Origin of the sequence: Mesorhizobium sp. B2-4-18 (genome assembly GCF_006441385.1) — a bacterium.
Taxonomy (GTDB): domain Bacteria; phylum Pseudomonadota; class Alphaproteobacteria; order Rhizobiales; family Rhizobiaceae; genus Mesorhizobium; species Mesorhizobium australicum.
This window is the reverse complement of record NZ_VFUW01000007.1, coordinates 265,288-289,675: the sequence shown is the minus strand read 5'-3', so window position 1 is coordinate 289,675 and position 24,388 is coordinate 265,288. Positions and strand designations below refer to the sequence as shown.

The following is a 24,388-nucleotide window of genomic DNA, read 5'->3' as shown; positions in this document are numbered from 1 at the left end:
CATGCGCCACATCATGGCAAAGAGCCTCGCTCCAACGGACGGCGTCCGCGATTATCTGGCCGCGCAGGAGAAGAAGTCGCTGCTGCGCTTCCTGACCTGCGGTTCGGTGGATGATGGCAAGTCGACGTTGATCGGACGCCTGCTCTCCGACACCAAGCAGATTTTCGAGGACCAGCTCGCCGCGCTCGAACGCGATTCGCGCAAGCACGGCACGACGGGCGACGACGTCGACTTCGCGCTGTTGGTCGACGGCCTCGAGGCGGAGCGCGAGCAAGGCATTACCATCGACGTCGCCTACCGCTTCTTTGCCACGCCGAAGCGCAAGTTCATCGTCGCCGACACGCCCGGCCACGAGCAATATACCCGCAACATGGCGACAGGCGCTTCGACCGCCGACCTGGCGATCGTGCTGATCGATGCCCGGCAGGGGGTGCTGCGCCAGACGCGGCGCCATTCGATCATCGCCTCGCTGCTCGGCATCCGCCACATCGTGCTGGCGGTCAACAAGATCGATCTCGTCGGGTTTGACCAGGCGGTCTTCAACAGGATCGTCGAGGACTACCGGCAGTTCTCACGCGATCTCGGCTTCCAGAGCATCGCGCCGATCCCGATGTCGGCCCGCTACGGCGACAATGTCAGCGGCCGCTCCGAAAACACGCATTGGTATTCCGGCCCGACATTGATCGAGCATCTCGAAACCGTCTCCGTCGACGAAGCCACGGCCGAGCTGCCGTTCCGCTTTCCGGTTCAGTACGTCAATCGCCCCAATCTCGATTTTCGCGGTTTTGCCGGCACCATCGCGTCCGGCATTGTTGCGCAAGGCGACGAGGTCGTGGTCGCCAAGTCGGGCAAGTCCTCGCATGTCAAACGCATCGTCGCCTATGGCGGCGATCTCAAACAGGCGGTGGCCGGCCAGGCCATAACGCTCGTTCTCGACGACGAGGTCGAGGTTTCCAGGGGCAACATGCTGGTTTCGCCGTCCGCACGGCCGCAGGTCGCCGACCAGTTCGCCGCCAACATCGTCTGGTTCGACGAGCACGCCCTGCTGCCGGGCCGTTCCTATATCCTGCGCACCGAGACCGACCAGACCAGCGCCACCGTCACCGACTTGAAGTACCGCATCAACGTCAACGACTTTGCGCATGAGGCGGCCAAGTCGCTTGAAATGAACGAGGTCGGTATCTGCAACATTTCGACCCGGGCGCCGATTGCCTTCGATCCGTTTGGCGAGAACCGGACCACTGGCGCCTTTATCCTGATCGATCGCATCAGCAACGCCACGGTTGGCGCAGGCATGATCGTGCACTCGCTGCGCCGCGCCGAAAACATCCATTGGCAATCGCTCGATGTCGGCAAGCGCGTGCGTGCCGACATGAAAAACCAGCGGCCCGCCGTGTTCTGGTTCACGGGGCTTTCGGGCTCCGGCAAGTCGACCATCGCCAACCTGTTCGAGAAGAAGCTTTTCGCTACTGGGCGTCATACCTACATTCTCGATGGCGACAATGTCCGCCACGGTCTCAACCGCGACCTTGGATTCACCGATGCCGATCGCGTCGAGAACATTCGCCGCGTCGCCGAAGTGGCCAAGCTGATGGCCGACGCCGGGCTGATCGTCATTGTCTCCTTCATTTCCCCGTTCAGCGCCGAGCGGCGGATGGCCAGGGAATTGATGGCCGATGGCGAGTTCATCGAGGTGTTTGTCGATACGCCTTTCGAGGAATGCGCCAGGCGTGATCCGAAGGGCCTCTATGCCCGCGCGCTGAATGGCGAGATCAAGAATTTCACCGGCGTCGATTCGCCTTACGAAGCACCGGAGAAACCGGAGATCCATCTGAAGACGCTCGGCAGATCGGCTGAAGAGATGGTAGATGCCCTGGAACACTGGCTGAACGAGCGTGACATTGCCGAAGACCAATATGACAATGGCGGCGGTATCTGACGACACGTCGATGCTTGAAATCTTCGAGCGGCTGGCGCTAGCGGCCGGGCGCGAGGTGATGCGCGTATTCCACGCCGGCTGCGCGGTCGACCGCAAGTCGGACGCCTCGCCGGTCACCGAGGCGGACCGCGAGAGCGAGAAGATCATTCTTGCAGGCCTGCGCGCCGCATTCCCCGATATTCCCTGCGTGGCCGAGGAGGAAGCGGCGGCCGGCGTCATGCCGGGCGAACTTGGCGAGGCCTTCTTCCTCATTGATCCGCTTGATGGCACCAAGGAATTCGTCAACCGGCGCACCGACTTCACCGTCAACATCGCGCTTGTCCGCCATGGCGTGCCGGAAGTCGGCGTTGTCTTCGCACCCTGCAGCGGCCGGTTTTTTTCCGGGCGACCGGGCAGGGCGGAAGCCCTCGAAGTCGATGGCGACTACCAGATCGTTTCCCGCCGGCCGATTTCGGTGAGAACGGCCGCGACGCCGCTGGCCGTGGTTGCCAGCCGCTCGCACAACACGCCGGAAACCGAAGCCTATATTCGCGACCTTGGTGCCGCCGAGATCGTCTCGGTCGGTTCGTCACTGAAATTCTGCCTCCTCGCCAATGCCGAGGCGGATGTTTATCCGCGGTTCGGTCGCACCATGGAATGGGACACCGCTGCGGGTGACGCGGTGCTGCGTGCCGCCGGCGGCACGACGCGGACGCTGGACGGCAAGCCCTTGACCTATGGCAAGCGCAACCAGGCCGATGACGCGGACTTCGCCAATCCGCATTTCATCGCCAGCGGCGAGGCTGCAATCGGGGGACGTATCGAACGTAGGTGAAAAGCCCTCGTCGATGGCTTATCCTTTGCCGACGTCCCCTGAGTCGGTAAGTGAATGTCCTTGTTTCAGAAATGCCATGCCGTCATTTTGGGCGGCTTTCCCGCATGGACCAGCAATCGTGATGAAATAGTCTTCAGGATGTTGCTGGGCCTCTACGCCCTCTCTCCCGCCCTTTTCGCCTTCGTCGAAATGTCCCCAACGGTCTTGGCGCTTGTCGGGGCACTCATGGGCGCTCTCGCCCTTTTGACGAAGCGTGCGCGTTTTGGCAGAGGCACGATAGGCCTCGCAATTGTTCTCGCTCTCTTGTCAGGCTTTGTCCTTTCGAGCGCCCTGTGGTCGGTCGATGCGAGCCGCTCTCTCACGGCGGCGAGGGACGTGTTTGGCTACTCGATCGCCGCTATCCTGCTGTTTCAGGGCGTCCTCGCGCTTGCGAGCGCTCAACGCGAGCGGCTCGCGCGGGTGTCATTGGCCGGCATGCTGATCGGCGTCGTGTCGGTGATGGGCTGGGAACTGTATTTTGCGTTTCTGACCGAAGATCCACGCTTTGTGGAGAACGTTTTCACCCTCCACAAGATCACGGTGTACGGAGCTTTTTTTGCCGTCATATTTCTTGCCCAGCCGAGGCTGGTCTGGAAAGGGCTTGCGGCTCTCTTCGCCGTGCTGACATTGCTCTACGGCCAATCGACCGGCGTCAATCTGGCGATTGTCTTCGTGGCGGTGATGTTTGTCATGCCCGCGAAATACCACCAACACGTTTTGGTTGGATTGTTCTCCGTCTATTTGTCTCTTGCCCTGATTGCCCCCTTCGTCGTCGCGCCGCTGTTCGCCTACCTCAAAACAACGGGATGGCTGGTTTTCTATCCAGGAACCTTCGCAGCGCGGCTTGATCTATGGCAGATGATTTCGCCCCACATCGCGGACCAGCCGATCCTCGGCCATGGCGCCAATACGATGAGAAACGCGGCCGGGGTCGTCGTGAGTCCCACATATTATGCCCAGGCGGATCTCCCAAGCGCACATAATATCGTATTCGATTTGTGGTACGAACTGGGAGCGCTGGGCATCATCGTATATGGAGTGCTCCTGGCGGCGATCATAAGAATGATCGGTGGTTTGAGCGGCCCCTGCCATTTCATAGCCAGCTGCTACCTGATGATAGCTGTCGTCGAACTCTCGGTCGACCATCGGATCTGGTTGTCATGGGTGCTGGGCACTTTGGTCTTCGCGGCGGGGATCTGCATAGTGCAGTGCCGTTCCATGACCCGATCGGGAATGGAAGAGGGGATCACCAGACACGCGGCGGCCTTCTCAAAATAACGGGCGAAGCGCACGGCCTGCGCCGTCGTCGCCCTATGCCAAGGAGGTGTCGGTCGGATATCCCGTGCCCGACGCCTATTCGGCCGCGGCCTGCGCCGAGTTCGAGCCGATATAATTGCGGATCGTTTCGATGATCCGGTCCTGGTCGGCCTCGCTGAGATAGGGGTGCATCGGCAGGCACAGGATGCGTTTCGGCAGGTCCTCCGAAACGGCAAGACCGGTCGGCGTGCGCGGGTAGTCGCGATAGGCGATCTGCTCATGCAGCGGCTTGACGTAGTAGATGACGGACGGAATGTCCTTTTCGCTCAAATGCGCTCTAAGCCCGTCGCGTTTCGGCGTTTCGATCGCGTATTGCGCCCAGGCCGAGCGGCTGCCACCCAGGTTGCGGGCTGCGGTGACGACGTCACCGAGGCCTTCAGCGTAGCGTTGGGCCACCACCTGCCGCGCCACCATCTCTTCCTCGAGGATGGCGAGCTTCTCAAGCAGGATCGCCGCCTGCAGCGTGTCGAGCCGTGAATTGATGCCGACGCGAATGTTGTCGTACTGCGTCTCGCCCTTGCCATGGAAGGCGAAGGATCTGAGCGCGTCGGCCAGCGCGTCATTATTGGTGAACATCGCACCGCCGTCGCCATAGCAGCCGAGCGGCTTGGCCGGATAGAAGCTGGTCGAGCCGACATGGCCGAACGCGCCGCACATCCTGCCTTCGAGCGAGCCCCCCATGGACTGGGCTGCGTCCTCGATCACCAATAAGCCTTCGCGATTGGCAATAGTCATGAGCGCCTCATAGTCGGCGGCAAGACCGAACAGGTCGACAGGGATGATCGCCTTCGGCTTCAGTCGACCTTCCTTCTTGACGGCCGCGATCGCCGCCTCGAGGCTGGCGATGTCGATGTTGTAGGTTGTCGGATCGACATCGACGAAAACCGGCTCGGCCTTGGCCAGCGCCACCACTTCCGCCGTGGCGGCGAAGGTGAAGCTCGGCACGAACACCGCGTCACCCGGGCCGATGCCGGCGGCGAACAGCGGCAAAAGCAGTGCGTCGGTGCCGTTGGCGCAAGCAATCACATGCTTGACGCCGACATAGGCGGCGAGCTTCTTCTCGAATTCGGCGACCTGCGGGCCAAGGATGTAGCGGCCATCCTCGACCACGTGGTCGATCGCGGCTTTCAGCCGATCGCGGATTCGTTCGCGCTGCGCGCCAAGATCGATGAATTGCATGTCGGCCTCAATATACCTGCCAATAACCGGCCCGCTGGTACCAGACTTGGCGCGGCTGAAAAAGCCAGCTGCGGATCGGGGACTTGGTGCAAGTGTCGCAGCCCGTTACCACGTTTTGCCGGCATATTGTCCCACAAAGCCGGGAATCCGGGCTTGGCGGTGCAATTCAGCCCATTCTTATCGAGGTTTTCCGGCGCCTGGAAACATAAAGTGATCGCGCTGGAGAGCCGATTAGCCGATCTCGTGCCGCCAGGGGGGATTGGCGCCGGCTCGTGAGACTGTCACTGCCGCCGCCTTGGCGCCGAGCGCCAATGCTTTGCGGATGGCGTCTTCGGACAGGCTGGAAATCGCCGCCTTCGTCAACAGGCCTTGCTCATGCAGGGAGGCAAGGATGCCGGCGTTGAACGTGTCTCCGGCGCCGACGGTGTCCACCACCTTCACTGTCTCCGGCATGACGGTGACACGATGCTGTTTGCTGTAGCCAACGGCACCCTCGCTGCCATGCGTGACGACGATCAGCTTCGGGCCGCGGTCGAGCCAATTGCGCACGACATCCTCGTGCGAGCCGGCTTCGCCGAACCAGTGGAGGTCTTCGTCCGACAGTTTGACGATATCGGCCATCGCCATCATCTCCCGGATGCGCCTGAGGTGCTTGGCCTTGTCGGGAATGAAGTTCGGCCGGATGTTGGGATCGAGCATCATCACGCGGGTCTCATGCTCGCGCTGCATGAATTCCTCATAGGCCGACCCAGCCGGCTCCGAGATCAGGCTGATGGCGCCGAACAGCATAGCCTCGATCTCGCTGCCGAGTTGCGGCAGGTCTTCGATGGTCAGCATGCGCCCGGCCGTGTTCTCGTCATAGAAGGTGTAGGTCGCCTGGCCATTGTTCAGCCGCACGAAGGCCAGGGTCGTCGGTCGGGGCGAGGTGTGCGCGTAGGTGGAACTGACCTTGCTCGCCCCCAACGCGTCCCTGAACTGACCGCCGAACAGGTCCGACGACAGGCCCGAGAAAAAGCCGGCCGGCGCGCCCAAGCGGCCGAGCGCGATCGCTGTGTTGAAGACAGCGCCGCCGACATAGGGGGCAAAAGCCGGCTCATTCTCCGTAGTGGTGCGCGGCAGCATGTCGATCAGGGCTTCGCCGCAGCAGAGGATCATGGCTTCTCGGTCTCCGGCGGATAGATCACGCCCTTGCGGATGATGATATTGGCGTAAAGCCGCGGCTCGCTTGTCGCGACGATGGCATGCGCCGATTTGACCCGTGCATAGAAGTCGGCGCCGGCCAGTGCAACCACCTTGCGGCCAGGCGCGCGTTTGGCGCAGATCGCCTCCATTTCACGATGGACGGGGTCGGCAAGCGACGGATCGCCTTTCACCGAGGCGCGAAACAGCGCCTCCGGCACGACATCGTCGACCGGAAGCAGCGTCAGTATCGCGTCGAGTACGGGCATGAGGGCGTGGCCGTCGGTCCTGATGAGGCGCCTTGCCTGCTCCTGTGCCGGATAGTTCCCGTCGACCACGGCAATCTCGTCACCATGGCCCATGGCGCGCAACGTCGCCAGAAGCTCTGGACCAAGCAGCGCCGGAATCCCGATCAGCATTTCACGCGCCCCTGGAGATCGTCGTCGAACCGATCAGGAAGCGTTCGGAAAGCGGCAGGCTGGCGCCGCCGAGCGCCCGGGCATGGATACCCACGCTTCCCTCGCGGACGGCCGGAAGTTTCAGCCCTTCGCCGTCGATCGCGCCGATTGCCGTCACGACCGCCTCGACCAGCCTCTGGCGCACGGCCTTCGGCATCCAGCCGTCGATCACCGCGGCTTCGAAATCGATGACCGAGGACGCTGCCACGATGGCGTAGGCGAGCGCCTGCGAGGCGCTGGCGATCCACTCGTCCAGCGCGGCGCCGATCTCCCCCCAATCCTCGGGTGAGGTCCACAGATAAGAGGCCTCGACGCCACGCGCGTTGAGTGTTTTTTCGAGCATGGCGATCGAGGCCACGTCGATCAGCTGGGTCGGCTTTCCATCCGGCCCCGGCACAGGCATTGAGCCGAGCGCGCCGGCATTGCCGGTCGGCCCGCCAAACAGCCGGCCGTTGAGCACGATGCCGCCGCCAGCAAAGGCGCCGATATAGAAATAGACGAAATCCCGCGCCGCGCCCGTCTGGCCAAAGACCAGTTCGGCGCCGCAGGCGGAGGTGGCATCGTTCTGCAGATAGACCGGAAAATCGCATTGCGCCTGGATGTCGGTCCTGATGTCACGATGGCGCCATTCGTCCATCACGTCGCGCGGCGCGCCGGCGGTGTCGGCCCAGTTCCAGAGCTCGAACGGCATTGCGATGCCAAGTCCGGCGATGCGCTTGTCCTGTGCCGGCGTCAGCTCGCCGCGCATCGTCTTCATGCCTGACGTGACGAACTCGACCGTCTCGTGGGGGGCAGGGTAGCGGTAGGAATGCTGCAGCATCGCGCGCACCTGTCCGAGGAAATCGATCAGCACGAGTTCGGCGCTGCGGCGGCCGATCTTGAGGCCGATGAAGAAGGCGCCTTCGGGGTTGAGTGCCATGGGGATTGAGGGCTGTCCGATCTTACCGCGCAACGGCGCCTGGCGCACGAGCAGGCTTTCTTCCTCCAGTTCGCGCATGATGACCGAGACCGTCTGCGCCGAAAGTCCGGTCATCCGGGCAATGTCGGACTTCGCCAGACTGCCGTGCTGGCGCACCAGCGAAAGCACCAGGCGCTCGTTGTGGTCGCGCATGCCACTCTGGTTGGTGCCGCGGTGAATGAGGCTCTCGTTCGCTTCGGGCGAACCATGCCTCGCAGTGGCCGTCTCCACCCTGTTCCTCCCGTCGTTTCCCCACAATGCTTTTGGGTCAGAATGAGTGAACGACGCAAGGGTGTCAATAATAAATAAGAGTGATTTAATTATTGACAGATGCGCTGGCGTGGTGTTCCTTGAGGGAGCATCCGCGCTGGGAGAAGTCGCTGGATGCCGTGCGGGTGCCGGTTGGCCGGCATTCGAAAAATGTTCCACTGGGAGGAAATCGTGACCAATACAAAACTGTTGAAGTCCACCGTTTTCGCGGCGGCCGCGCTGGGTCTGATGGCGTTCGCTTCGTCTGCGTCCGCGGCCGGCGTCGGCGCCTGCCTGATCACCAAGACCGACACCAATCCGTTCTTCGTCAAGATGAAGGAGGGCGCGACCGCCAAGGCCAAGGAACTTGGTGTCGATCTCAAGACCTATGCGGGCAAGATCGACGGTGACAGCGAGAGCCAGGTGGCGGCGATCGAAAGCTGCATCGCCGACGGCGCCAAGGGCATTTTGATCACCGCGTCCGACACCAAGGGCATCGTGCCGACGGTGAAGAAGGCGCGCGATGCGGGCCTGCTGGTGATTGCGCTGGACACGCCGCTCGATCCGATCGACGCCGCCGACGCGACCTTCGCCACCGACAATCTGGAGGCCGGCAAGCTGATCGGCGCCTGGGCCGCCGCCACGCTCGGTGACAAGGCCAAGGACGCCAAGATCGGCTTCCTCGACCTGACACCCTCGCAGCCGACCGTGGACGTTCTGCGCGACCAGGGCTTCATGATGGGCTACGGCATCGACGTGAAGGACCCCAACAAGATCGGCGATGAGACCGATCCGCGCATCGTCGGCCATGATGTGACGAACGGTAACGAGGAAGGCGGCCGCAAGGCGATGGAAAACCTTCTGCAGAAGGACAACACCATCACCGTCATCCACACCATCAATGAGCCGGCCGCGGTCGGTGCCTACCAGGCGCTCAAGGCTGTCGGCCTCGAAAGCCAGGTGCTGATCGTCTCGGTCGACGGCGGTTGCCCCGGCGTGAAGTCGGTCGCCGAAGGCGTCATCGGCGCCACCTCGCAGCAATATCCGCTGCAGATGGCCGCACTTGGCATCGAGGCGATCGCCGCTTTCGCCAAGGACGGCACCAAGCCGAAGCCGACCGAGGGCAAGAACTTCTTCGACACCGGCGTCAACCTCGTCACCGACAAGCCGGCGACGGGCGTCAAGTCCATCGACACCAAGGAAGGCCTCGCCAAGTGCTGGGGCTGATACTGGCCTGACCGGCAACGGAACCGATGCGACCGGGGGGACTTGATCCCCGGTCGCATCGGGTGGACGATGCATCACTGTAAACGCGAATAATCCCGGCGACAGACCGGAAGGCGTGGACGGCGTCAGCGTGTGGCTGAAGCCCTACGGGGAGGAAACATGGCTCAAGCTCAGGAATTCGAGAAGGTTCTCTCGGCCAGCGATACAAGTGTAGCCGCTTTTGACGAGCACAAATCAGCCGTCAAGCGCATCCAGCATTTTCTGCATTCGACGCCGGCGGCGGTGCCGCTGATCGTGCTGCTTCTGTCGATCGTCATCTTTGGCATCACGATCGGGGGGCGGTTCTTCTCGTCCTACACGCTGACACTGATCCTGCAGCAGATCGCCATCGTCGGCATTCTCGGCGCCGCGCAGACACTGGTCATCCTGACCGCCGGCATCGACCTGTCGATCGGGGTGATCATGGTGATTTCGGCCGTGATCATGGGCAATTGCGCGGTCAGCTACGGCATGCCGAGCGTGCTCGCCGTGGCGATCGGGCTTGCCGCCGGTGCGGCTTGCGGGCTGCTGAACGGGCTGCTGGTCGCCTATATGAAGCTGCCGCCCTTCATCGTGACGCTTGGCACCTGGAACATCGTCATGGCCACGAACTTCATCTATTCGGCCAATGAGACGATCCGCGACACCGACGTCGACAACCAGGCACCGCTGCTGCACCTGTTTGCCCTGAGCTTCAAGGTTGGCACGGCCGTGCTGACGCTCGGCGTCATCGCCACGGTCGTGCTCGTGCTGGTTCTTTGGTACGTGCTCAACCACACCGCATGGGGCCGTCATGTCTACGCCGTCGGCGACGACCAGGAGGCGGCGAAGCTGTCGGGTATCCAGACCAAGAAGGTGCTGATGACGGTCTACACCCTTGCCGGGCTGATCGCCGCTTTCGCGGCCTGGGTCTCCATCGGCCGCAACGGCTCGATCTCGCCGTCCGCCGCTGTTACCGACTACAATCTGCAGGCGATCACCGCGACCGTGATCGGCGGTATTTCTCTCTTCGGCGGCCGCGGCTCCATCCTCGGCACGCTGTTCGGCGCGATGATCGTCGGCGTCGTCTCGATGGGCCTCAACATGCTCGGCGCCGATCCGCAATGGAAAGTGCTGCTTACCGGCGTGCTGATCATCGGCGCCGTCGCCATCGACCAATGGATCAGAAAGGTTTCGGCATGACCCAGGAACCCATCCTCACCGCACGCGGCCTGGTCAAGCGCTATGGCCGCGTCACCGCTCTCGACAATGCCGATTTCGACCTTTACCCCGGCGAAATCCTTGCCGTCATCGGCGACAACGGCGCCGGCAAGTCGTCGCTCATCAAGGCGATTTCCGGCGCGGCCGTGCCGGACGAAGGCGAAATCCGGCTTGAAGGCAAACCCGTCTCCTTCAAGTCGCCCATGGAAGCCCGTGAAGCCGGCATCGAAACTGTCTACCAGAACCTGGCCTTGTCGCCGGCGCTTTCGATCGCCGACAATATGTTCCTTGGCCGCGAGATCCGCAAACCCGGCTTCGTCGGCCAGTGGCTTCGCATGCTGGACCGTCCGGCAATGGAAAAGCGTGCCCGCGACAAGCTCACCGAACTAGGCTTGATGACCATCCAGAACATCAGCCAGGCGGTGGAGACCCTGTCGGGCGGCCAACGCCAGGGCGTGGCTGTGGCCCGCGCCGCCGCCTTCGGGTCGAAAATGGTCATCATGGACGAGCCGACGGCGGCGCTCGGCGTCAAGGAGAGCCGCCGCGTGCTTGAACTGATCCTCGACGTGAAGAAGCGCGGCCTGCCGATCGTGCTCATCTCGCACAACATGCCACACGTCTTCGAGGTGGCGGACCGTATCCACATCCACCGTCTGGGCCGTCGACTGTGCGTCATCGACCCCAAGCAATATACGATGTCCGACGCCGTTGCCTTCATGACCGGGGCAAAAGCACCCCCGGAGGCGGCATTGGCGGCCTGACTGCCAACTTGCCGCAGGGTAAGTAGATGATGGCGATTCTCTAAATCGATTGAAAAGATGTTGCAATGCACTAGGATGGGCTGGGAGAAACGGTGAAAGCCGGTATGATCAGGCCAAACCGAACGAGAGGCGATATGACATCCGCCATGACGATCGAAGCACCCGCTCTCGACAATCCCGATCCCAAGACGCTTGCTGAAGAAGTCTTGATGTCCCTGAAGTACCGGGTCGGCAAGGACACCACCGTCGCGACCCAGTACGACTGGCTGACCGCCACGATCAAGGTCGTGCGCGACCGCGTCGTCGACCATTGGATGCAGGCGACCAAGGAAGCCTACGACCAACAGGAAAAGCGCGTTTATTACCTGTCGCTCGAATTCCTGATTGGGCGTCTGATGCGCGACGCCTTTTCCAACCTCGGCCTGATGGAGAACATGCGTGAGGCGCTGTCGTCGCTCGGCGTCGATCTCGACCTGATCGCCGCGCTGGAACCGGACGCGGCCCTCGGCAATGGCGGCCTTGGCCGGCTCGCCGCCTGCTTCATGGAAAGCATGGCCACCGTCGACATCCCCGCGCATGGCTACGGCATCCGCTATGCCAACGGCATGTTCCGCCAGGAAATCCACGATGGCTGGCAGGTCGAGTTGCCCGAGACCTGGCTTGACCACGGCAACCCCTGGGAATTCGAGCGGCGCGAGCGCTCCTTCGAAGTCGGTTTCGGTGGTTCGGTCGAATCGATCACCTCGAAGGACGGCCGCCTCGAACGCCATGTCTGGAAGCCGAGGGAGCATGTGCTTGCGGTCGCCTATGACACGCCCGTGGCTGGCTGGCGGGCCAAGCGCGTCAACACGCTGCGCCTTTGGTCCGGCATGCCGATCGACCCGATCCGGCTCGACAAGTTCAACGCCGGCGACCACATCGGGGCGCTGGCCGAAAGCAACAAGGCCGATGCACTGTCGCGGGTGCTCTATCCAGCCGATTCCCACATGGCCGGCCAGGAACTCAGGCTTCGCCAGGAATACTTCTTCTCCACCGCTTCGCTGCAGGACATCCTGCAGCGCCATCTCAGCCAATATGGCGATCTCAAGTCTCTGCCCGACAAGGCGGCGATCCACCTCAACGACACCCATCCGGCGATCGCCGTGCCCGAGCTGATGCGGCTCTTGATGGATGTCCATGGCATGGATTTCGATCTCGCCTGGGATGTCACCAAGCGCACCTTCGGCTACACCAACCACACGCTGTTGCCAGAGGCACTGGAAAGCTGGCCCGTGCCGCTGTTCGAGAGGCTTTTGCCCCGCCACATGCAGATCGTCTACGCCATCAACGCGCAGGTGCTGCTCGAAGCCCGCGCCACCGATCAGTTCTCGGACGAGCAGATCAGCCGTATCTCGCTTATCCAGGAGAATGGCGACCGCAGGGTGCGCATGGGCAATTTGGCCTTTGTCGGCTCGCATTCGATCAACGGCGTGTCGGCGCTGCACACCGAGTTGATGAAGGAGACGGTCTTCGCCGACCTCCACAAACTTTATCCCGATCGCATCAACAACAAGACCAACGGCATCACGCCGCGGCGCTGGCTCATCCAGTGCAATCCAGGCCTCACCGCGCTTGCCCGCGAGGCGATCGGCGACCGCTTCATGGATGACATCGAAGCGATCAAGGGGCTCGATCCCTTAGCCGACGACACCGCCTTTCGCGAAAAATTCGCCGCGGTGAAACGCCAGAACAAGGTGAGGCTTGCCAATCTGGTCGCCGATCGCCTTGGCATCAAGCTCGACCCTTCGGCGCTCTTCGACATTCAGGTCAAGCGTATCCACGAATACAAGCGCCAGCTGCTCAACATCCTCGAAGCGATCGCGCTCTATGACCAGATCCGTTCGCATCCCGAACGCGACTGGATGCCACGCGTGAAATTCTTCGGCGGCAAGGCCGCGCCCAGCTACCATAACGCCAAGCTGATCATCAAACTGGCCAACGACGTCGCCAGGGTGATCAACAGCGACCCTTCGGTGCGCGGCCTGCTGAAGGTCGTGTTCGTGCCGAACTACAATGTCAGCCTGGCCGAGGTGCTGATGCCAGCCGCCGATCTTTCCGAGCAGATCTCGACCGCCGGCATGGAAGCCTCCGGCACGGGCAACATGAAGTTCGCGCTGAACGGCGCGCTGACCATCGGCACGCTCGACGGCGCCAATGTCGAGATCAAGGAGCATGTCGGCGACGACAATATCTTCATCTTCGGCCTCACCACCGAAGAAGTCGCCGAGCGGCGCAACAATGGCTACAATCCGCGCGGCGTCATCGAGGCATCGCCCGAACTGGCGCAGGCGGTTGCGGCCGTTTCATCGGGCGTCTTCTCGCCCGATGATCCCAATCGCTACCGCGACCTCATCAATGGCGTCTATGACAGCGACTGGTTCATGGTCGCGGCGGATTTCGACGCCTATGCCGCTTGTCAGCGCGAGGTGGACGCTGTCTGGCGCAACAGCCCGGACTGGTACGCGCGCGCCATCCGCAACGTCGCGCGCGTCGGCTGGTTCTCCTCCGATCGCACGATCCGTCAATATGCGAAAGAAATCTGGAACGTACCCGTCTGATATGATTGCATAAGGCCACGAACGATGGCCGCAAAAACAAACACTTGGTGCCCGGGGAGGGCGACCGCCTGATGAGGAAGCCGCGCGCGACCGCTGCGACAAGCGGGCCGGACGGACTGGCGCCAGCCAGCGATGTCGAGGCGATTGTCGCCGGTACGCACGGCAATCCCTTTGCGGTTCTCGGTGTCCAGGAGGCCGGCAAGAGCCTGTTCGCACGCTGCTTCGTTCCGCACGCGGAGTCGGTTACGGCCTACACCCTGACCGGCGTCGAGGTCGGCGAATTGACCAGGCGCGACGAGGCCGGTTTCTTCGAAGGCAAGCTGTCGATCAAGAAGCGCCAGCCGCTGCGCTACCACGCCCGCAATGCCGGCGGCGACTGGTGGCTGACCGACCCCTATTCGTTCGGTCCGGTACTCGGTCCGATGGACGATTACTACATCGCCGAGGGTTCGCACCTCAGGCTGTTCGACAAGCTCGGCGCGCATGTCATCGAGCACGAAGGCGCGTCCGGCGTGCATTTCGCTGTATGGGCCCCAAATGCCAGGCGCGTTTCGGTGGTCGGTGACTTCAACGACTGGGACGGCCGCCAGCATACGATGCGCGACCGTCGCGACACCGGCATCTGGGAGCTGTTCATTCCCGATATCGGTGCCGGCCGGCCCTATAAATATGAAATCATCGGTCCCGATGGCGTGAGGTTGCCGCTGAAGGCCGATCCGTTCGCCTTCAAATCAGAGCTGCGCCCGGCAACCGCCTCGGTGACCGCGATGCCGCCGGCGCATGCATGGGGTGACGAGGCGCATCGCAATTTCTGGCGCAACGCCGACCCTCGCCGCGAGGCCATCTCGATCTACGAGGTCCACGCCGGGTCCTGGCAGCTTGGCGATGACGGCTCCTTCCTGTCATGGGATGAACTGGCCGACCGGCTGATCCCCTATGTAATCGAGACCGGTTTCACCCATATTGAATTCCTGCCGATCTCCGAGCATCCCTATGATCCCTCCTGGGGTTACCAGACAACCGGCCTCTACGCGCCATCGGCCCGCTTCGGCGATCCGGACGGCTTTGCCCGCTTTGTCGACGGCGCCCACCGTGCCGGCGTCGGCGTCATCCTCGACTGGGTGCCGGCGCATTTTCCTGTCGACGAGCACGGTCTGGTCCATTTCGACGGCACCGCGCTCTACGAGCATGCCGACCCACGCAAGGGCTTCCATCCGGACTGGAACACCGCGATCTACAATTTCGGCCGCCGCGAGGTAGTGTCGTTCCTGGTCAACAACGCGCTGTTCTGGGCCGAAAAATACCATGTCGACGGTCTTCGCGTCGACGCGGTCGCCTCGATGCTCTACCTCGACTATTCGCGCAAGGCCGGCGAATGGATCCCCAATGAGAAGGGTGGGCGCGAAAACCTCGAGGCGGTCAGCTTCCTGCAGAAGATGAACAAGGAGGTGTACGGCCACCATCCGGGCGTCATGACCATCGCCGAGGAATCGACCTCATGGCCAAAGGTCTCGGCGCCTGTCCATGAAGGCGGGCTGGGCTTCGGCTTCAAATGGAACATGGGCTTCATGCACGACACGCTGGAGTATTTTTCCAAGGAGCCGATTTTCCGCAAGCATCACCACAACGAGCTGACCTTCGGCCTGACCTACGCCTTCTCGGAGAATTTCGTGCTGCCGCTCTCGCATGACGAGGTCGTGCACGGCAAAGGCACGCTGCTGGGCAAGATGGCCGGCGACGACTGGCAGAAATTCGCGACCTTGCGTGCCTATTACGGCTTCATGTGGGGTTATCCCGGCAAGAAGCTGCTGTTCATGGGCCAGGAATTCGCGCAGCGCCGCGAATGGAGCGAAGCGCGCGCGCTTGATTGGGACCTGCTCGATTTCCGCCCGCATCGCGGGGTCTGGCAGACGGTGCGCGACCTCAACTATCTCTATCGTTCACGCCCGGCCCTGCATGGCCGCGACTGCGAGCCGGAAGGGTTTTCCTGGCTGATCGTCGACGACAGCCAGAATTCGGTTTTCGCCTGGGTGCGCAGCGCTCCCGGCGGTGATCCGGTCGCCGTCATCTCCAATTTCACACCGGTGCCGCGCGACAATTATCGTGTGCCGCTGCCGAAGGCCGGCAAGTGGCGCGAGATCATCAACACCGACGCTTCCGAATATGGCGGTTCCGGCATGGGCAATGGCGGCATGGTCGAGGCAAGGGCGGAGGGCAAGGGCATCTCGGCAACGATGCTCCTGCCTCCGCTGTCGACGATCATGCTTGAACTCGCTGCCGACTGAACTCGTTAAGGCTGGTTAGCGCATCGATACGAGTAACTTGGGAGGGTATAAATGGCAGACTTGAAGAGAACGCAGCCGCTGGCCCGCGACGCCATGGCCTACGTGTTGGCCGGCGGGCGCGGCAGCCGCCTCAAGGAACTGACCGACCGGCGCGCCAAGCCCGCGGTCTATTTCGGCGGCAAGACACGCATCATCGATTTCGCGCTCTCCAATGCGCTCAACTCCGGCATCCGCCGCCTCGGCGTCGCCACCCAATACAAGGCGCATTCGCTGATCCGCCACCTGCAGCGCGGCTGGAACTTCCTGCGGCCCGAACGAAACGAGAGTTTTGACATCCTGCCGGCCAGCCAGCGTGTGTCGGAAACGCAGTGGTATGAGGGCACGGCGGACGCCGTCTACCAGAACATCGATATCATCGAGGCCTATGGCCCGGAATACATGGTAATCCTGGCCGGCGATCACATCTACAAGATGGACTACGAGATGATGCTGCGCCAGCATGTCGATGCCGGCGCCGATGTCACGGTCGGCTGCCTCGAAGTGCCGCGCATGGAGGCGACCGGCTTCGGCGTCATGCATGTCGATGCCAAGGACAACATCATCGCCTTCGTCGAAAAGCCCGCTGACCCGCCCGGCATTCCGGGTAACCCGGAATTCGCCTTGGCCTCGATGGGCATCTACGTCTTCAAGACCAAGTTCCTGATGGAGCAACTGCGCCGCGATGCCGCCGAGCCGGGCTCCAGCCGCGACTTCGGCAAGGACATCATCCCCTATATCGTCACGCACGGTAAGGCGATCGCGCACCGCTTCACCAAGTCCTGCGTGCGTTCGACCGCCGAAAACGAGGCGTACTGGCGCGATGTCGGCACGGTTGATGCTTATTGGGAGGCCAACATCGACCTGACCGACGTGACGCCCGAACTCGACCTCTACGACCGCGATTGGCCGATCTGGACCTATGCCGAACTGAAGCCGCCGGCAAAGTTCGTGCATGACGAGGACGGCAGGCGCGGTTCCGCCATTTCGTCACTGGTGTCGGGCGATTGCATCGTCTCGGGCGCTTCGCTGAAGAAAAGCCTGATCTTCACCGGCGCGCGCATCAATTCCTATTCGACGCTGGAAGAGGTTGTCATGCTGCCCGACGTTCATGTCGGCCGGAACGCAAAGTTGAAGCGCGTCGTCATCGACCACGGCGTAAGGATACCCGAAGGGCTGGTGGTCGGCGAGGATCCCGTCCTCGACGCCAAGCGCTTCCGGGTTTCGGAAAAGGGTATCTGCCTGATCACACAGGACATGATCAACAAGTTGTCAACCTGAACAGGTGATCAACAAGCTGTCACTTTAGGGTGTTTTGTGCATGTCGTGGTCCAAACCGCACACGGTTGGGCGGCATGGATGGGAAGCGGATCGTTAAGCGCATGCAGGTTCTGTCGGTCACTCCCGAAATCTTCCCGCTGATCAAGACCGGCGGGCTTGCCGACGTGACCGGGGCGCTGCCCATCGCGCTCGCGGCCAAGGGCGTGGCCATGCGTACGCTCGTTCCGGGCTTTCCTGTGGTGATGAGCGCCTTCAAGAAAAAGAAGGCCGTCTATCAGTATCCCTTGCTGCAAGGCGGCAAGGCCGCGGTCCATGCTGTCCAAGTCGCCGGGCTCGATTTGTTCGTGCTCGACGCGCCGCATCTGTTCGACCGCCCCGGCGGCCCCTATGGTAACGCCTCGGGCGCGGACTGGCCGGACAATTGGCGGCGCTTCGCGGCGCTGAGCCAGGCCGGCGCCGATATCGCCGGGGGCGCCATCTCGGGCTACCTCCCCGACATCGTCCATGCCCATGACTGGCAGTCGGCGATGACGCTGGCCTATATGCGCTATGGCAAGGCGGTCGGCACCCCATCCATGATGACCGTCCACAATCTCGCCTTCCAGGGCCAGTTCGGGGCCGGCATCTTCGGCGAGCTCGGCCTGCCTGCCGCGGCGATGGCGCTTGATGGCGTCGAATATTATGGCGGCGTCGGCTTCCTCAAGGCTGGCCTGCAGGCCGCCTGGGCGATCACCACGGTGAGCCCGACCTATGCGCAGGAAATCCGTTCGCCGGAATTCGGCATGGGCCTCGACGGCCTTATCAACATGCGTTCCAGCGATCTCCATGGCATCGTCAATGGCATTGACACTGCCATCTGGGATCCGGCAACCGACAAGCATCTGGTATCGACCTATACGGCCGAAACCTTGAAGGCCCGCGCGCCGAACAGGGCCGCCGTCGAGGACCGTTTCGGCCTCGACCGCGACGGCAGTCCGATTGTCTGCGTCGTCAGCCGCCTGACATGGCAGAAGGGCATGGACATATTGGCGACTGTGGTCGACGGCATCGTCGCGACAGGCGCAAGGCTGGCCATCCTCGGCTCGGGCGACGCCGGCCTCGAAGGCGCGCTGCTGGCCGCGGCCGCACGCCATCGTGACCGCATCGGCGTGGTCGTCGGCTATGACGAGGGACTGTCGCACACCATGCAGGGCGGCTGCGACGCCATTGTCATCCCGTCGCGCTTCGAGCCTTGCGGGCTGACGCAGCTTTACGGCCTGCGCTATGGCTGCGTGCCGGTCGTCGCCCGCACCGGCGGCCTGGCGGACACCATCATTGATGCCAATGAAGCAGCGTTTGCCGCCGGCGTGGCGACCGGCTTCCAGTTTGCCCCCAACAATGGTGGCGCGCTGCTGCACGCGATCCGACGCCTGGCCGACGCCCACGCCAGTCCCGCAATCTTCGAAACCATCCAGCGCCAGGGCATGAAGACCGATGTGTCGTGGGATCGAAGCGCCGAAAAATACGTCGAACTCTATCGCCTGCTGCTTTCGAAAAGGGTTGCCTGAAGCATGATACGCACCGTTCCCACCAAGCCCTATTCCGACCAGAAGCCCGGCACGTCGGGGCTGCGCAAGAAGGTGCCAGTGTTCCAGCAGGAGCACTATGCCGAGAACTTCATCCAGTCGATTTTCGATGCGCTCGACGGGTTCAAGGGCAAGACCCTGGTGATCGGTGGCGACGGCCGTTTCTATAACCGGGAGGTCATCCAGAAGGCCATCGCCATGGCGGCCGCCAATGGCTTCGGCAAGGTGATGGTCGGGCAGGGCGGCATCCTGTCGACGCCCGCGGCCTCGCATGTCATCCGCAAATACAAGACCTTCGGCGGCATCATACTCTCGGCTAGCCACAATCCCGGCGGCCCGCACGAGGACTTCGGCATCAAGTACAATGCCGGCAATGGCGGCCCGGCGCCGGAAAAGCTGACCGACGCCATCTTTGCCAAGACCAAGACGATTTCGAGCTTCAAGATCGCCGACATCGACCCGATCGACATCGATACGGTCGCGACAGTCGAGGCTGCCGGCATGACCGTCGAGATCATCGATCCGGTTACCGACTATGCCGAGTTGATGGAGAGCCTGTTCGATTTCGATGCGCTGCGCAAACTGTTCAAGTCGGGCTTCCGCATGCGCTTCGACGCCATGCATGCGGTGACCGGGCCCTACGCCAAGGAAATCCTCGAACACCGCCTCGGCGCACCGAACGGCACCTGCCGCAATTTCAAGCCGCTGCCCGATTTCGGCGGTCATCACCCGGACCCTAACCTGGTCCATGCCAAGCACCTTTATGATGAGATGATGGGACCGGACGCGCCCGATTTCGGCGCCGCCTCCGATGGCGATGGAGACCGCAACCTGATCATCGGCAAGGGCATTTTCGTCACCCCTTCGGATTCGGTCGCCATGCTCGCCGCCAATGCCCGGCTGGCGCCGGGCTACAAGGATGGGCTGAAAGGCATCGCCCGTTCGATGCCGACCAGTGGCGCGGCCGACCGCGTCGCTCACAAGCTAGGTGTCGGGATTTACGAGACGCCGACCGGCTGGAAGTTCTTCGGCAATCTGCTCGACGCCGGCATGGCGACGATCTGCGGCGAGGAAAGTGCCGGCACCGGTTCCAACCATGTCCGCGAAAAGGACGGCCTGTGGGCGGTCCTCTTGTGGCTCAACATCCTCGCCGCGCGCGGCGAAAGCTGCAAGCAGATCGTCACCGAGCATTGGGAGACCTATGGCCGGAACTACTACTCGCGCCATGATTATGAGGAGGTTGAGAGCGGCCGCGCCAATGCGCTGGTCGACGAACTCAGGGCCAAGCTCGGCTCGCTACCGGGCACCAGCGTGCGCGGCCTGAAGATCGCCAATGCCGATGATTTCGCCTATCACGACCCGGTCGACGGCTCGACCAGCGAGCACCAGGGCATAAGGGTGCTGTTCGAAGGCGGCTCGCGCGTGGTCTTTCGGCTTTCGGGCACCGGTACGTCTGGCGCGACCTTGCGCGTCTATATCGAGCGCTACGAGCCGGACAAGTCGAGGCACGACCTCGACACGCAGGAGGCGCTCGCCGACCTGATTTCGGCGGCCGACGACATTGCCGGGATCAAGAGCCACACCGGGCGCAACAAGCCGAGCGTCATTACTTGAGGGCGGTGGAGCGCTCTTGACCCAGCTCGGCCCCACCATCACCAGCGAAGGCATCCGCTTCGCCGCATGGTCCTCGTCGGCAAGACGGCTCTGGGTTTCGATCTTTGACGAGCAGGGAAACCGCGAACTCGATCGTCTCGAGCTGGCGTCGGAAGGCAACGGCGTCCATTCACTCTTTGTCTCCGGCCTGGCCGCGGGCGCGCGCTATGGCCTGCGCGCCGATGGCGACTATGCGCCCGAGCGGGGGCTGTGGTTCGACCCCGACAAGTTGCTCACCGATCCCTACGCCGTCGAAATCGACCGGGCCTACGCCTATCACTGGCGGCTCGCCGCGCGGCGCAATGAGGGCGCCGACACCGCGTCGCTGATGCCCAAGGCCGTGACCAAGGCCTCGCCCACGGCTCCACCGATCCTGCCGCCCCTGTTTCGCCCGGGCGGCCTGATCTACGAACTGAACGTCCGCGCTTTCACCAAGCTGCATCCGGATGTACCGCAAGAAAAGCGCGGCACGATCGCCGCTCTTGCCCATCCGGCCATCATCGAGCATCTGCAAAGGCTCGGCGTCTCCGCCGTGGAACTGATGCCGATCACGGCCTCCATCGACGAGCGGCATCTGCCGCCGCTGGGCCTGAGCAACGCCTGGGGCTACAATCCCGTCACCTTCATGGCGCTCGACCCGCGCCTCGCGCCCGGCGGCCTGACGGAATTGCAGGACACGGTCGCCGCGTTGCGCCGGGCCGGCATCGGCACCATTCTCGACCTGGTCTTCAACCACACCGGCGAAAGCGACAGGCTGGGGCCGACGCTCTCGCTGCGCGGCCTCGACAATAAGGCCTATTATCGGCACTGGCCGGATGGCGGGCTGGTCAATGACACCGGCACCGGCAACACGATCGCTTGCGACCATCCGGTGATGCGGGAAATGGTGCTCGACACACTTCGTCACTTCGTTCGCCAGACCGGTGTCGACGGCTTCCGTTTCGATCTGGCTCCGGTGCTGGGCCGGGTCGATGGTGCTTTCGATCCGGAAGCGCCGCTGCTCCAGGCCATCACCCATGATGCGGTGCTTTACGACCGCGTGCTGATCGCCGAGCCTTGGGACATCGGGGCAAACGGCTATCAACTCGGCAATTTCCGGCCGCCTTTCCTTGAATGGAACGACCGCTATCGCGACGATGTCAGACGCTTCTGGCGCGGCGATGCCGGCATGGTCGGTGCTCTCGCAACGCGCCTTGCTGGTTCGTCCGACGTGTTTAACAGGGCAGGGGAGCCGGCAAGCCGCGGCGTGAATTTTATCGCCGCCCATGACGGCATGACGCTGGCTGACATCGTCGCCTATGAGCGCAAGCACAACGCGGCCAATGGCGAGCAGGACCGCGACGGCCATAACGAGAACCTGTCCTGGAACAATGGCGTCGAAGGCGAGACGGACGACACGGCGATCGTCAAGGCCCGTTTCGACGACCAGCGCGCTCTGCTCGCCACGCTGTTCGCCTCGCACGGCACCATCATGCTGACCGCGGGCGATGAATTCGGTCGTACCCAGAAGGGCAACAACAACGCCTACGCCCAAGACAACCCCACCACCTGGCTTGACTGGGCAGGCCGCGATCAGAAGCTGGAGCGTTACGCATTCGTACTCGCGGCACTTCGCCAGGCGGTGCCCGCATTGTCGGACACGCGTTTCCTGACCGGAGAACCGATTGCGGCTTCAGGCGTTCCCGAAATCGTCTGGCTGACCGAGACCGGTGAGCCGCTCGACGCGACCGACTGGAACGATACCAGCCGGCATCGCCTCGTCATGCTGCTTGGCGGCGAGGAAGGCAGGCTTGCCGTCCTGATCAATGGCGACCGCCGCCAATGCGTCTTCACCTTGCCGGCGCGGGAAGGTTTTCGATGGCATCCGGCGATCGAAACGCACGTGACTGACCTTGCGCGCCCGCTGCCGGGGCGCAGCGTCAATTTCATGATCGAGAGCCGAACCGGAAACGGCGGCGTCAGGAAGGGTTCGTGATGACCGGTGAGAGTTTGGGGCAGGGAGCCGAATGGTGGCGCGGCTGCGTCATCTATCAGGTCTATCCGCGCTCTTTTCAGGACACGACCGGTGATGGCAGCGGCGATCTCGGCGGCATTACGTCGAGGCTCGCTTATATCGCCTCGCTCGGCGTCGACGCTGTCTGGCTGTCGCCCTTCTTCAAGTCTCCGATGGCCGACATGGGCTATGATGTATCGGATTATCGCGACGTCGACCCGATGTTCGGCACATTGGCCGATTTTGATGCGCTGGTCGCCGAAGCCCATCGGCTCGGCCTGAAGATCATCATCGACCAGGTGCTGTCGCATTCATCCGACAAGCATGAATGGTTCATCGAAAGCCGGGCCAGCCGCGATAATGCCAAGGCCGACTGGTACGTCTGGGCCGATGCGAAGCCTGACGGCGGCGCGCCCAACAACTGGCTGTCGGTCTTCGGGGGGCCGTCCTGGGAATGGGACGCGACCCGCCGCCAATATTACATGCATAATTTCCTTGCCTCGCAGCCAGACCTCAATTTCCACAACCCGGAAGTCCAGGATGCGTTGCTTGACACGGTGCGGTTCTGGCTCGATCGCGGTGTCGACGGCTTCCGGCTCGACACGGTCAATTACTATGTCCACGACCGCTGGCTGCGCGGCAATCCGCCCTTGGCGTCGAGCGTCGCCGGCACCAACACAGAGACCAATACCTATCTCTATCAGGAGCATCTGTTCGACAAGACGCAGCCCGAAAACCTGGCGTTCCTGCGGCGCTTCCGCGCGTTGCTCGACGAATATGGCGACCGCGCCGCCGTCGGCGAAATCGGCGACGAGGGCCGCTCGCTGCAGACGCTCGCCGCCTACACCTCCGGTGGCGACAAGCTTCAGATGAGCTACACTTTCGACCTGCTGGGTTCGCAATTTTCGGCGGCGCATGTGCGTGGCTGCGTCGAGGCCTTCGAAAGCGCGGTGGCCGACGGCTGGGTTTGTTGGGCGTTTTCCAACCATGACGTGGTGCGCCATGTCAGCCGCTGGATGCGGCCTGGTGGCGATCCCGATCTTGTGGCCAAATTCTCGATCATGCTGCTCGCCTGCTTGCGCGGCTCGATCTGCCTCTATCAGGGCGAGGAACTCGGCCTTGAGGAGGCGGAGCTTGCCTACGAGGATCTGCGCGATCCGGTCGGCATCCGCTTCTGGCCCGGCGTGAAGGGCAGGGATGGTTGCCGCACGCCGATGGTCTGGGAGGCCGACGCCGACAATGCGGGTTTTTCCACTGCAAAACCCTGGCTGCCTGTGCCGGCAAGCCATCGCGCCCGCGCTGTCGATGTGCAGATCGGCGATGAGCAATCGGTGCTGTTGGCCTACCGCTCGGCGCTTGCCTTGCGCAAACAGCATCCGGCGCTGGTCGGCGGCTCGATCCGCTTTCTCGATACCGAGGGCGACGTGCTCGCCTTCATCCGCGAAGGTGGCGGGGAGAGGTTGATCTGTGTCTTCAATTTCGCTGAGGAGCCGGCGACCTTGCCGTTGGTGGGTGATATCGGACCCGTCACGGCTATCTTCGGCGGGACCGCTTCTGTCGAGGAAAACACCCTCTCGCTGCCAACTCTCGGCTGCTTTCTCGGTCGGCTCGACTGATTG

The 24,388-nt window shown here is 62.7% G+C and carries 17 protein-coding genes; 13 read left to right on the top strand and 4 right to left on the bottom strand.

Annotated elements, in window-relative coordinates; all coding sequences use genetic code 11:
• Position 1 precedes the first annotated feature (1 nt).
• From cysN to FJ527_RS19005, 3 genes are read left to right on the top strand one after another with little or no spacing between them, the layout of a single operon-like run.
• Positions 2 to 1,939 carry a sulfate adenylyltransferase subunit CysN gene (gene cysN, locus FJ527_RS19015; RefSeq protein WP_181166395.1) on the top strand — a complete coding sequence of 646 codons (1,938 nt, stop codon included), beginning with the start codon at positions 2 to 4 and terminating at the stop codon, positions 1,937 to 1,939.
• Positions 1,940 to 1,949: 10 nt separating this feature from the next.
• Entirely contained in the window at positions 1,950 to 2,753 is an 804-nt protein-coding gene (gene cysQ / locus FJ527_RS19010) for a 3'(2'),5'-bisphosphate nucleotidase CysQ (protein WP_181166405.1), read from the top strand.
• Positions 2,754 to 2,807: 54 nt separating this feature from the next.
• The gene (locus FJ527_RS19005) at positions 2,808 to 4,070 is read left to right on the top strand and encodes an O-antigen ligase family protein (RefSeq protein ID WP_140823826.1); all 1,263 of its coding nucleotides are present in this window, start codon (positions 2,808 to 2,810) and stop codon (positions 4,068 to 4,070) included.
• A 75-nt stretch (positions 4,071 to 4,145) separates the two neighbouring features.
• Here FJ527_RS19005 and FJ527_RS19000 read toward each other — a convergent pair whose 3' ends face one another.
• From FJ527_RS19000 to FJ527_RS18985, 4 genes are all read right to left on the bottom strand, one after another.
• Entirely contained in the window at positions 4,146 to 5,288 is a 1,143-nt protein-coding gene (locus tag FJ527_RS19000) for a DegT/DnrJ/EryC1/StrS aminotransferase family protein (RefSeq protein WP_140823825.1), read from the bottom strand.
• Between the two features lie 231 nt (positions 5,289 to 5,519).
• A complete protein-coding gene (locus FJ527_RS18995) occupies positions 5,520 to 6,443 on the bottom strand; it encodes a carbohydrate kinase (protein WP_140618637.1) in 924 nt (307 codons plus the stop codon).
• Positions 6,440 to 6,886, bottom strand: a complete 447-nt coding sequence (locus FJ527_RS18990; protein WP_015318696.1) for an RbsD/FucU domain-containing protein — start codon at positions 6,884 to 6,886, stop codon at positions 6,440 to 6,442. Before FJ527_RS18990 ends, FJ527_RS18995 begins: the two co-directional genes overlap by 4 nt.
• Before the next feature lies 1 nt (position 6,887).
• Positions 6,888 to 8,114 carry an ROK family transcriptional regulator gene (locus FJ527_RS18985; protein WP_140663206.1) on the bottom strand — a complete coding sequence of 409 codons (1,227 nt, stop codon included), beginning with the start codon at positions 8,112 to 8,114 and terminating at the stop codon, positions 6,888 to 6,890.
• Between the two features lie 228 nt (positions 8,115 to 8,342).
• Between FJ527_RS18985 and FJ527_RS18980 the strand changes: the two genes are divergently transcribed.
• The 10 genes from FJ527_RS18980 (at position 8,343) to FJ527_RS18935 (ending at position 24,385) form a co-directional block, all read left to right on the top strand.
• Positions 8,343 to 9,359, top strand: a complete 1,017-nt coding sequence (locus FJ527_RS18980) for a sugar ABC transporter substrate-binding protein (RefSeq protein ID WP_023771510.1) — start codon at positions 8,343 to 8,345, stop codon at positions 9,357 to 9,359.
• A 159-nt stretch (positions 9,360 to 9,518) separates the two neighbouring features.
• Complete coding sequence (locus tag FJ527_RS18975; RefSeq protein ID WP_015318693.1) at positions 9,519 to 10,580, top strand: ABC transporter permease; 1,062 nt, start codon at positions 9,519 to 9,521, stop codon at positions 10,578 to 10,580.
• A complete protein-coding gene (locus tag FJ527_RS18970) occupies positions 10,577 to 11,359 on the top strand; it encodes an ATP-binding cassette domain-containing protein (RefSeq protein WP_023771512.1) in 783 nt (260 codons plus the stop codon). Before FJ527_RS18975 ends, FJ527_RS18970 begins: the two co-directional genes overlap by 4 nt.
• Before the next feature lie 134 nt (positions 11,360 to 11,493).
• Positions 11,494 to 13,956 carry a glycogen/starch/alpha-glucan phosphorylase gene (locus FJ527_RS18965; protein WP_140823824.1) on the top strand — a complete coding sequence of 821 codons (2,463 nt, stop codon included), beginning with the start codon at positions 11,494 to 11,496 and terminating at the stop codon, positions 13,954 to 13,956.
• A 71-nt stretch (positions 13,957 to 14,027) separates the two neighbouring features.
• On the top strand, positions 14,028 to 16,241 hold the full coding sequence (gene glgB / locus FJ527_RS18960; RefSeq protein WP_140823823.1) for a 1,4-alpha-glucan branching protein GlgB: 2,214 nt from the start codon (positions 14,028 to 14,030) through the stop codon (positions 16,239 to 16,241).
• A gap of 51 nt (positions 16,242 to 16,292) precedes the next feature.
• Positions 16,293 to 17,558 (top strand): glucose-1-phosphate adenylyltransferase, encoded by a 1,266-nt coding sequence (gene glgC / locus FJ527_RS18955; RefSeq protein ID WP_015318689.1) that lies wholly within the window; start codon positions 16,293 to 16,295, stop codon positions 17,556 to 17,558.
• Between the two features lie 101 nt (positions 17,559 to 17,659).
• The gene (gene glgA / locus FJ527_RS18950; protein ID WP_140823822.1) at positions 17,660 to 19,105 is read left to right on the top strand and encodes a glycogen synthase GlgA; all 1,446 of its coding nucleotides are present in this window, start codon (positions 17,660 to 17,662) and stop codon (positions 19,103 to 19,105) included.
• A 3-nt stretch (positions 19,106 to 19,108) separates the two neighbouring features.
• Entirely contained in the window at positions 19,109 to 20,737 is a 1,629-nt protein-coding gene (locus FJ527_RS18945; RefSeq protein ID WP_140663200.1) for an alpha-D-glucose phosphate-specific phosphoglucomutase, read from the top strand.
• A 16-nt stretch (positions 20,738 to 20,753) separates the two neighbouring features.
• Positions 20,754 to 22,751 carry a glycogen debranching protein GlgX gene (glgX, locus tag FJ527_RS18940; RefSeq protein WP_140823821.1) on the top strand — a complete coding sequence of 666 codons (1,998 nt, stop codon included), beginning with the start codon at positions 20,754 to 20,756 and terminating at the stop codon, positions 22,749 to 22,751.
• The gene (locus FJ527_RS18935; RefSeq protein WP_140823820.1) at positions 22,751 to 24,385 is read left to right on the top strand and encodes an alpha-glucosidase family protein; all 1,635 of its coding nucleotides are present in this window, start codon (positions 22,751 to 22,753) and stop codon (positions 24,383 to 24,385) included. Before glgX ends, FJ527_RS18935 begins: the two co-directional genes overlap by 1 nt.
• The last annotated feature ends 3 nt before the right edge of the window (positions 24,386 to 24,388 follow it).

Coding starts and splice junctions, on each gene's coding strand:
- cysN (WP_181166395.1), top strand. CDS start 2: ATGCGCCACATCATGGCAAAGAGCCTCGCTCCAACGGACGGCGTCCGC.
- cysQ (WP_181166405.1), top strand. CDS start 1,950: ATGCTTGAAATCTTCGAGCGGCTGGCGCTAGCGGCCGGGCGCGAGGTG.
- FJ527_RS19005 (WP_140823826.1), top strand. CDS start 2,808: ATGTCCTTGTTTCAGAAATGCCATGCCGTCATTTTGGGCGGCTTTCCC.
- FJ527_RS19000 (WP_140823825.1), bottom strand. CDS start 5,288: ATGCAATTCATCGATCTTGGCGCGCAGCGCGAACGAATCCGCGATCGG.
- FJ527_RS18995 (WP_140618637.1), bottom strand. CDS start 6,443: ATGATCCTCTGCTGCGGCGAAGCCCTGATCGACATGCTGCCGCGCACC.
- FJ527_RS18990 (WP_015318696.1), bottom strand. CDS start 6,886: ATGCTGATCGGGATTCCGGCGCTGCTTGGTCCAGAGCTTCTGGCGACG.
- FJ527_RS18975 (WP_015318693.1), top strand. CDS start 9,519: ATGGCTCAAGCTCAGGAATTCGAGAAGGTTCTCTCGGCCAGCGATACA.
- FJ527_RS18970 (WP_023771512.1), top strand. CDS start 10,577: ATGACCCAGGAACCCATCCTCACCGCACGCGGCCTGGTCAAGCGCTAT.
- FJ527_RS18965 (WP_140823824.1), top strand. CDS start 11,494: ATGACATCCGCCATGACGATCGAAGCACCCGCTCTCGACAATCCCGAT.
- glgB (WP_140823823.1), top strand. CDS start 14,028: ATGAGGAAGCCGCGCGCGACCGCTGCGACAAGCGGGCCGGACGGACTG.
- glgC (WP_015318689.1), top strand. CDS start 16,293: ATGGCAGACTTGAAGAGAACGCAGCCGCTGGCCCGCGACGCCATGGCC.
- glgA (WP_140823822.1), top strand. CDS start 17,660: ATGCAGGTTCTGTCGGTCACTCCCGAAATCTTCCCGCTGATCAAGACC.
- FJ527_RS18945 (WP_140663200.1), top strand. CDS start 19,109: ATGATACGCACCGTTCCCACCAAGCCCTATTCCGACCAGAAGCCCGGC.
- FJ527_RS18935 (WP_140823820.1), top strand. CDS start 22,751: ATGACCGGTGAGAGTTTGGGGCAGGGAGCCGAATGGTGGCGCGGCTGC.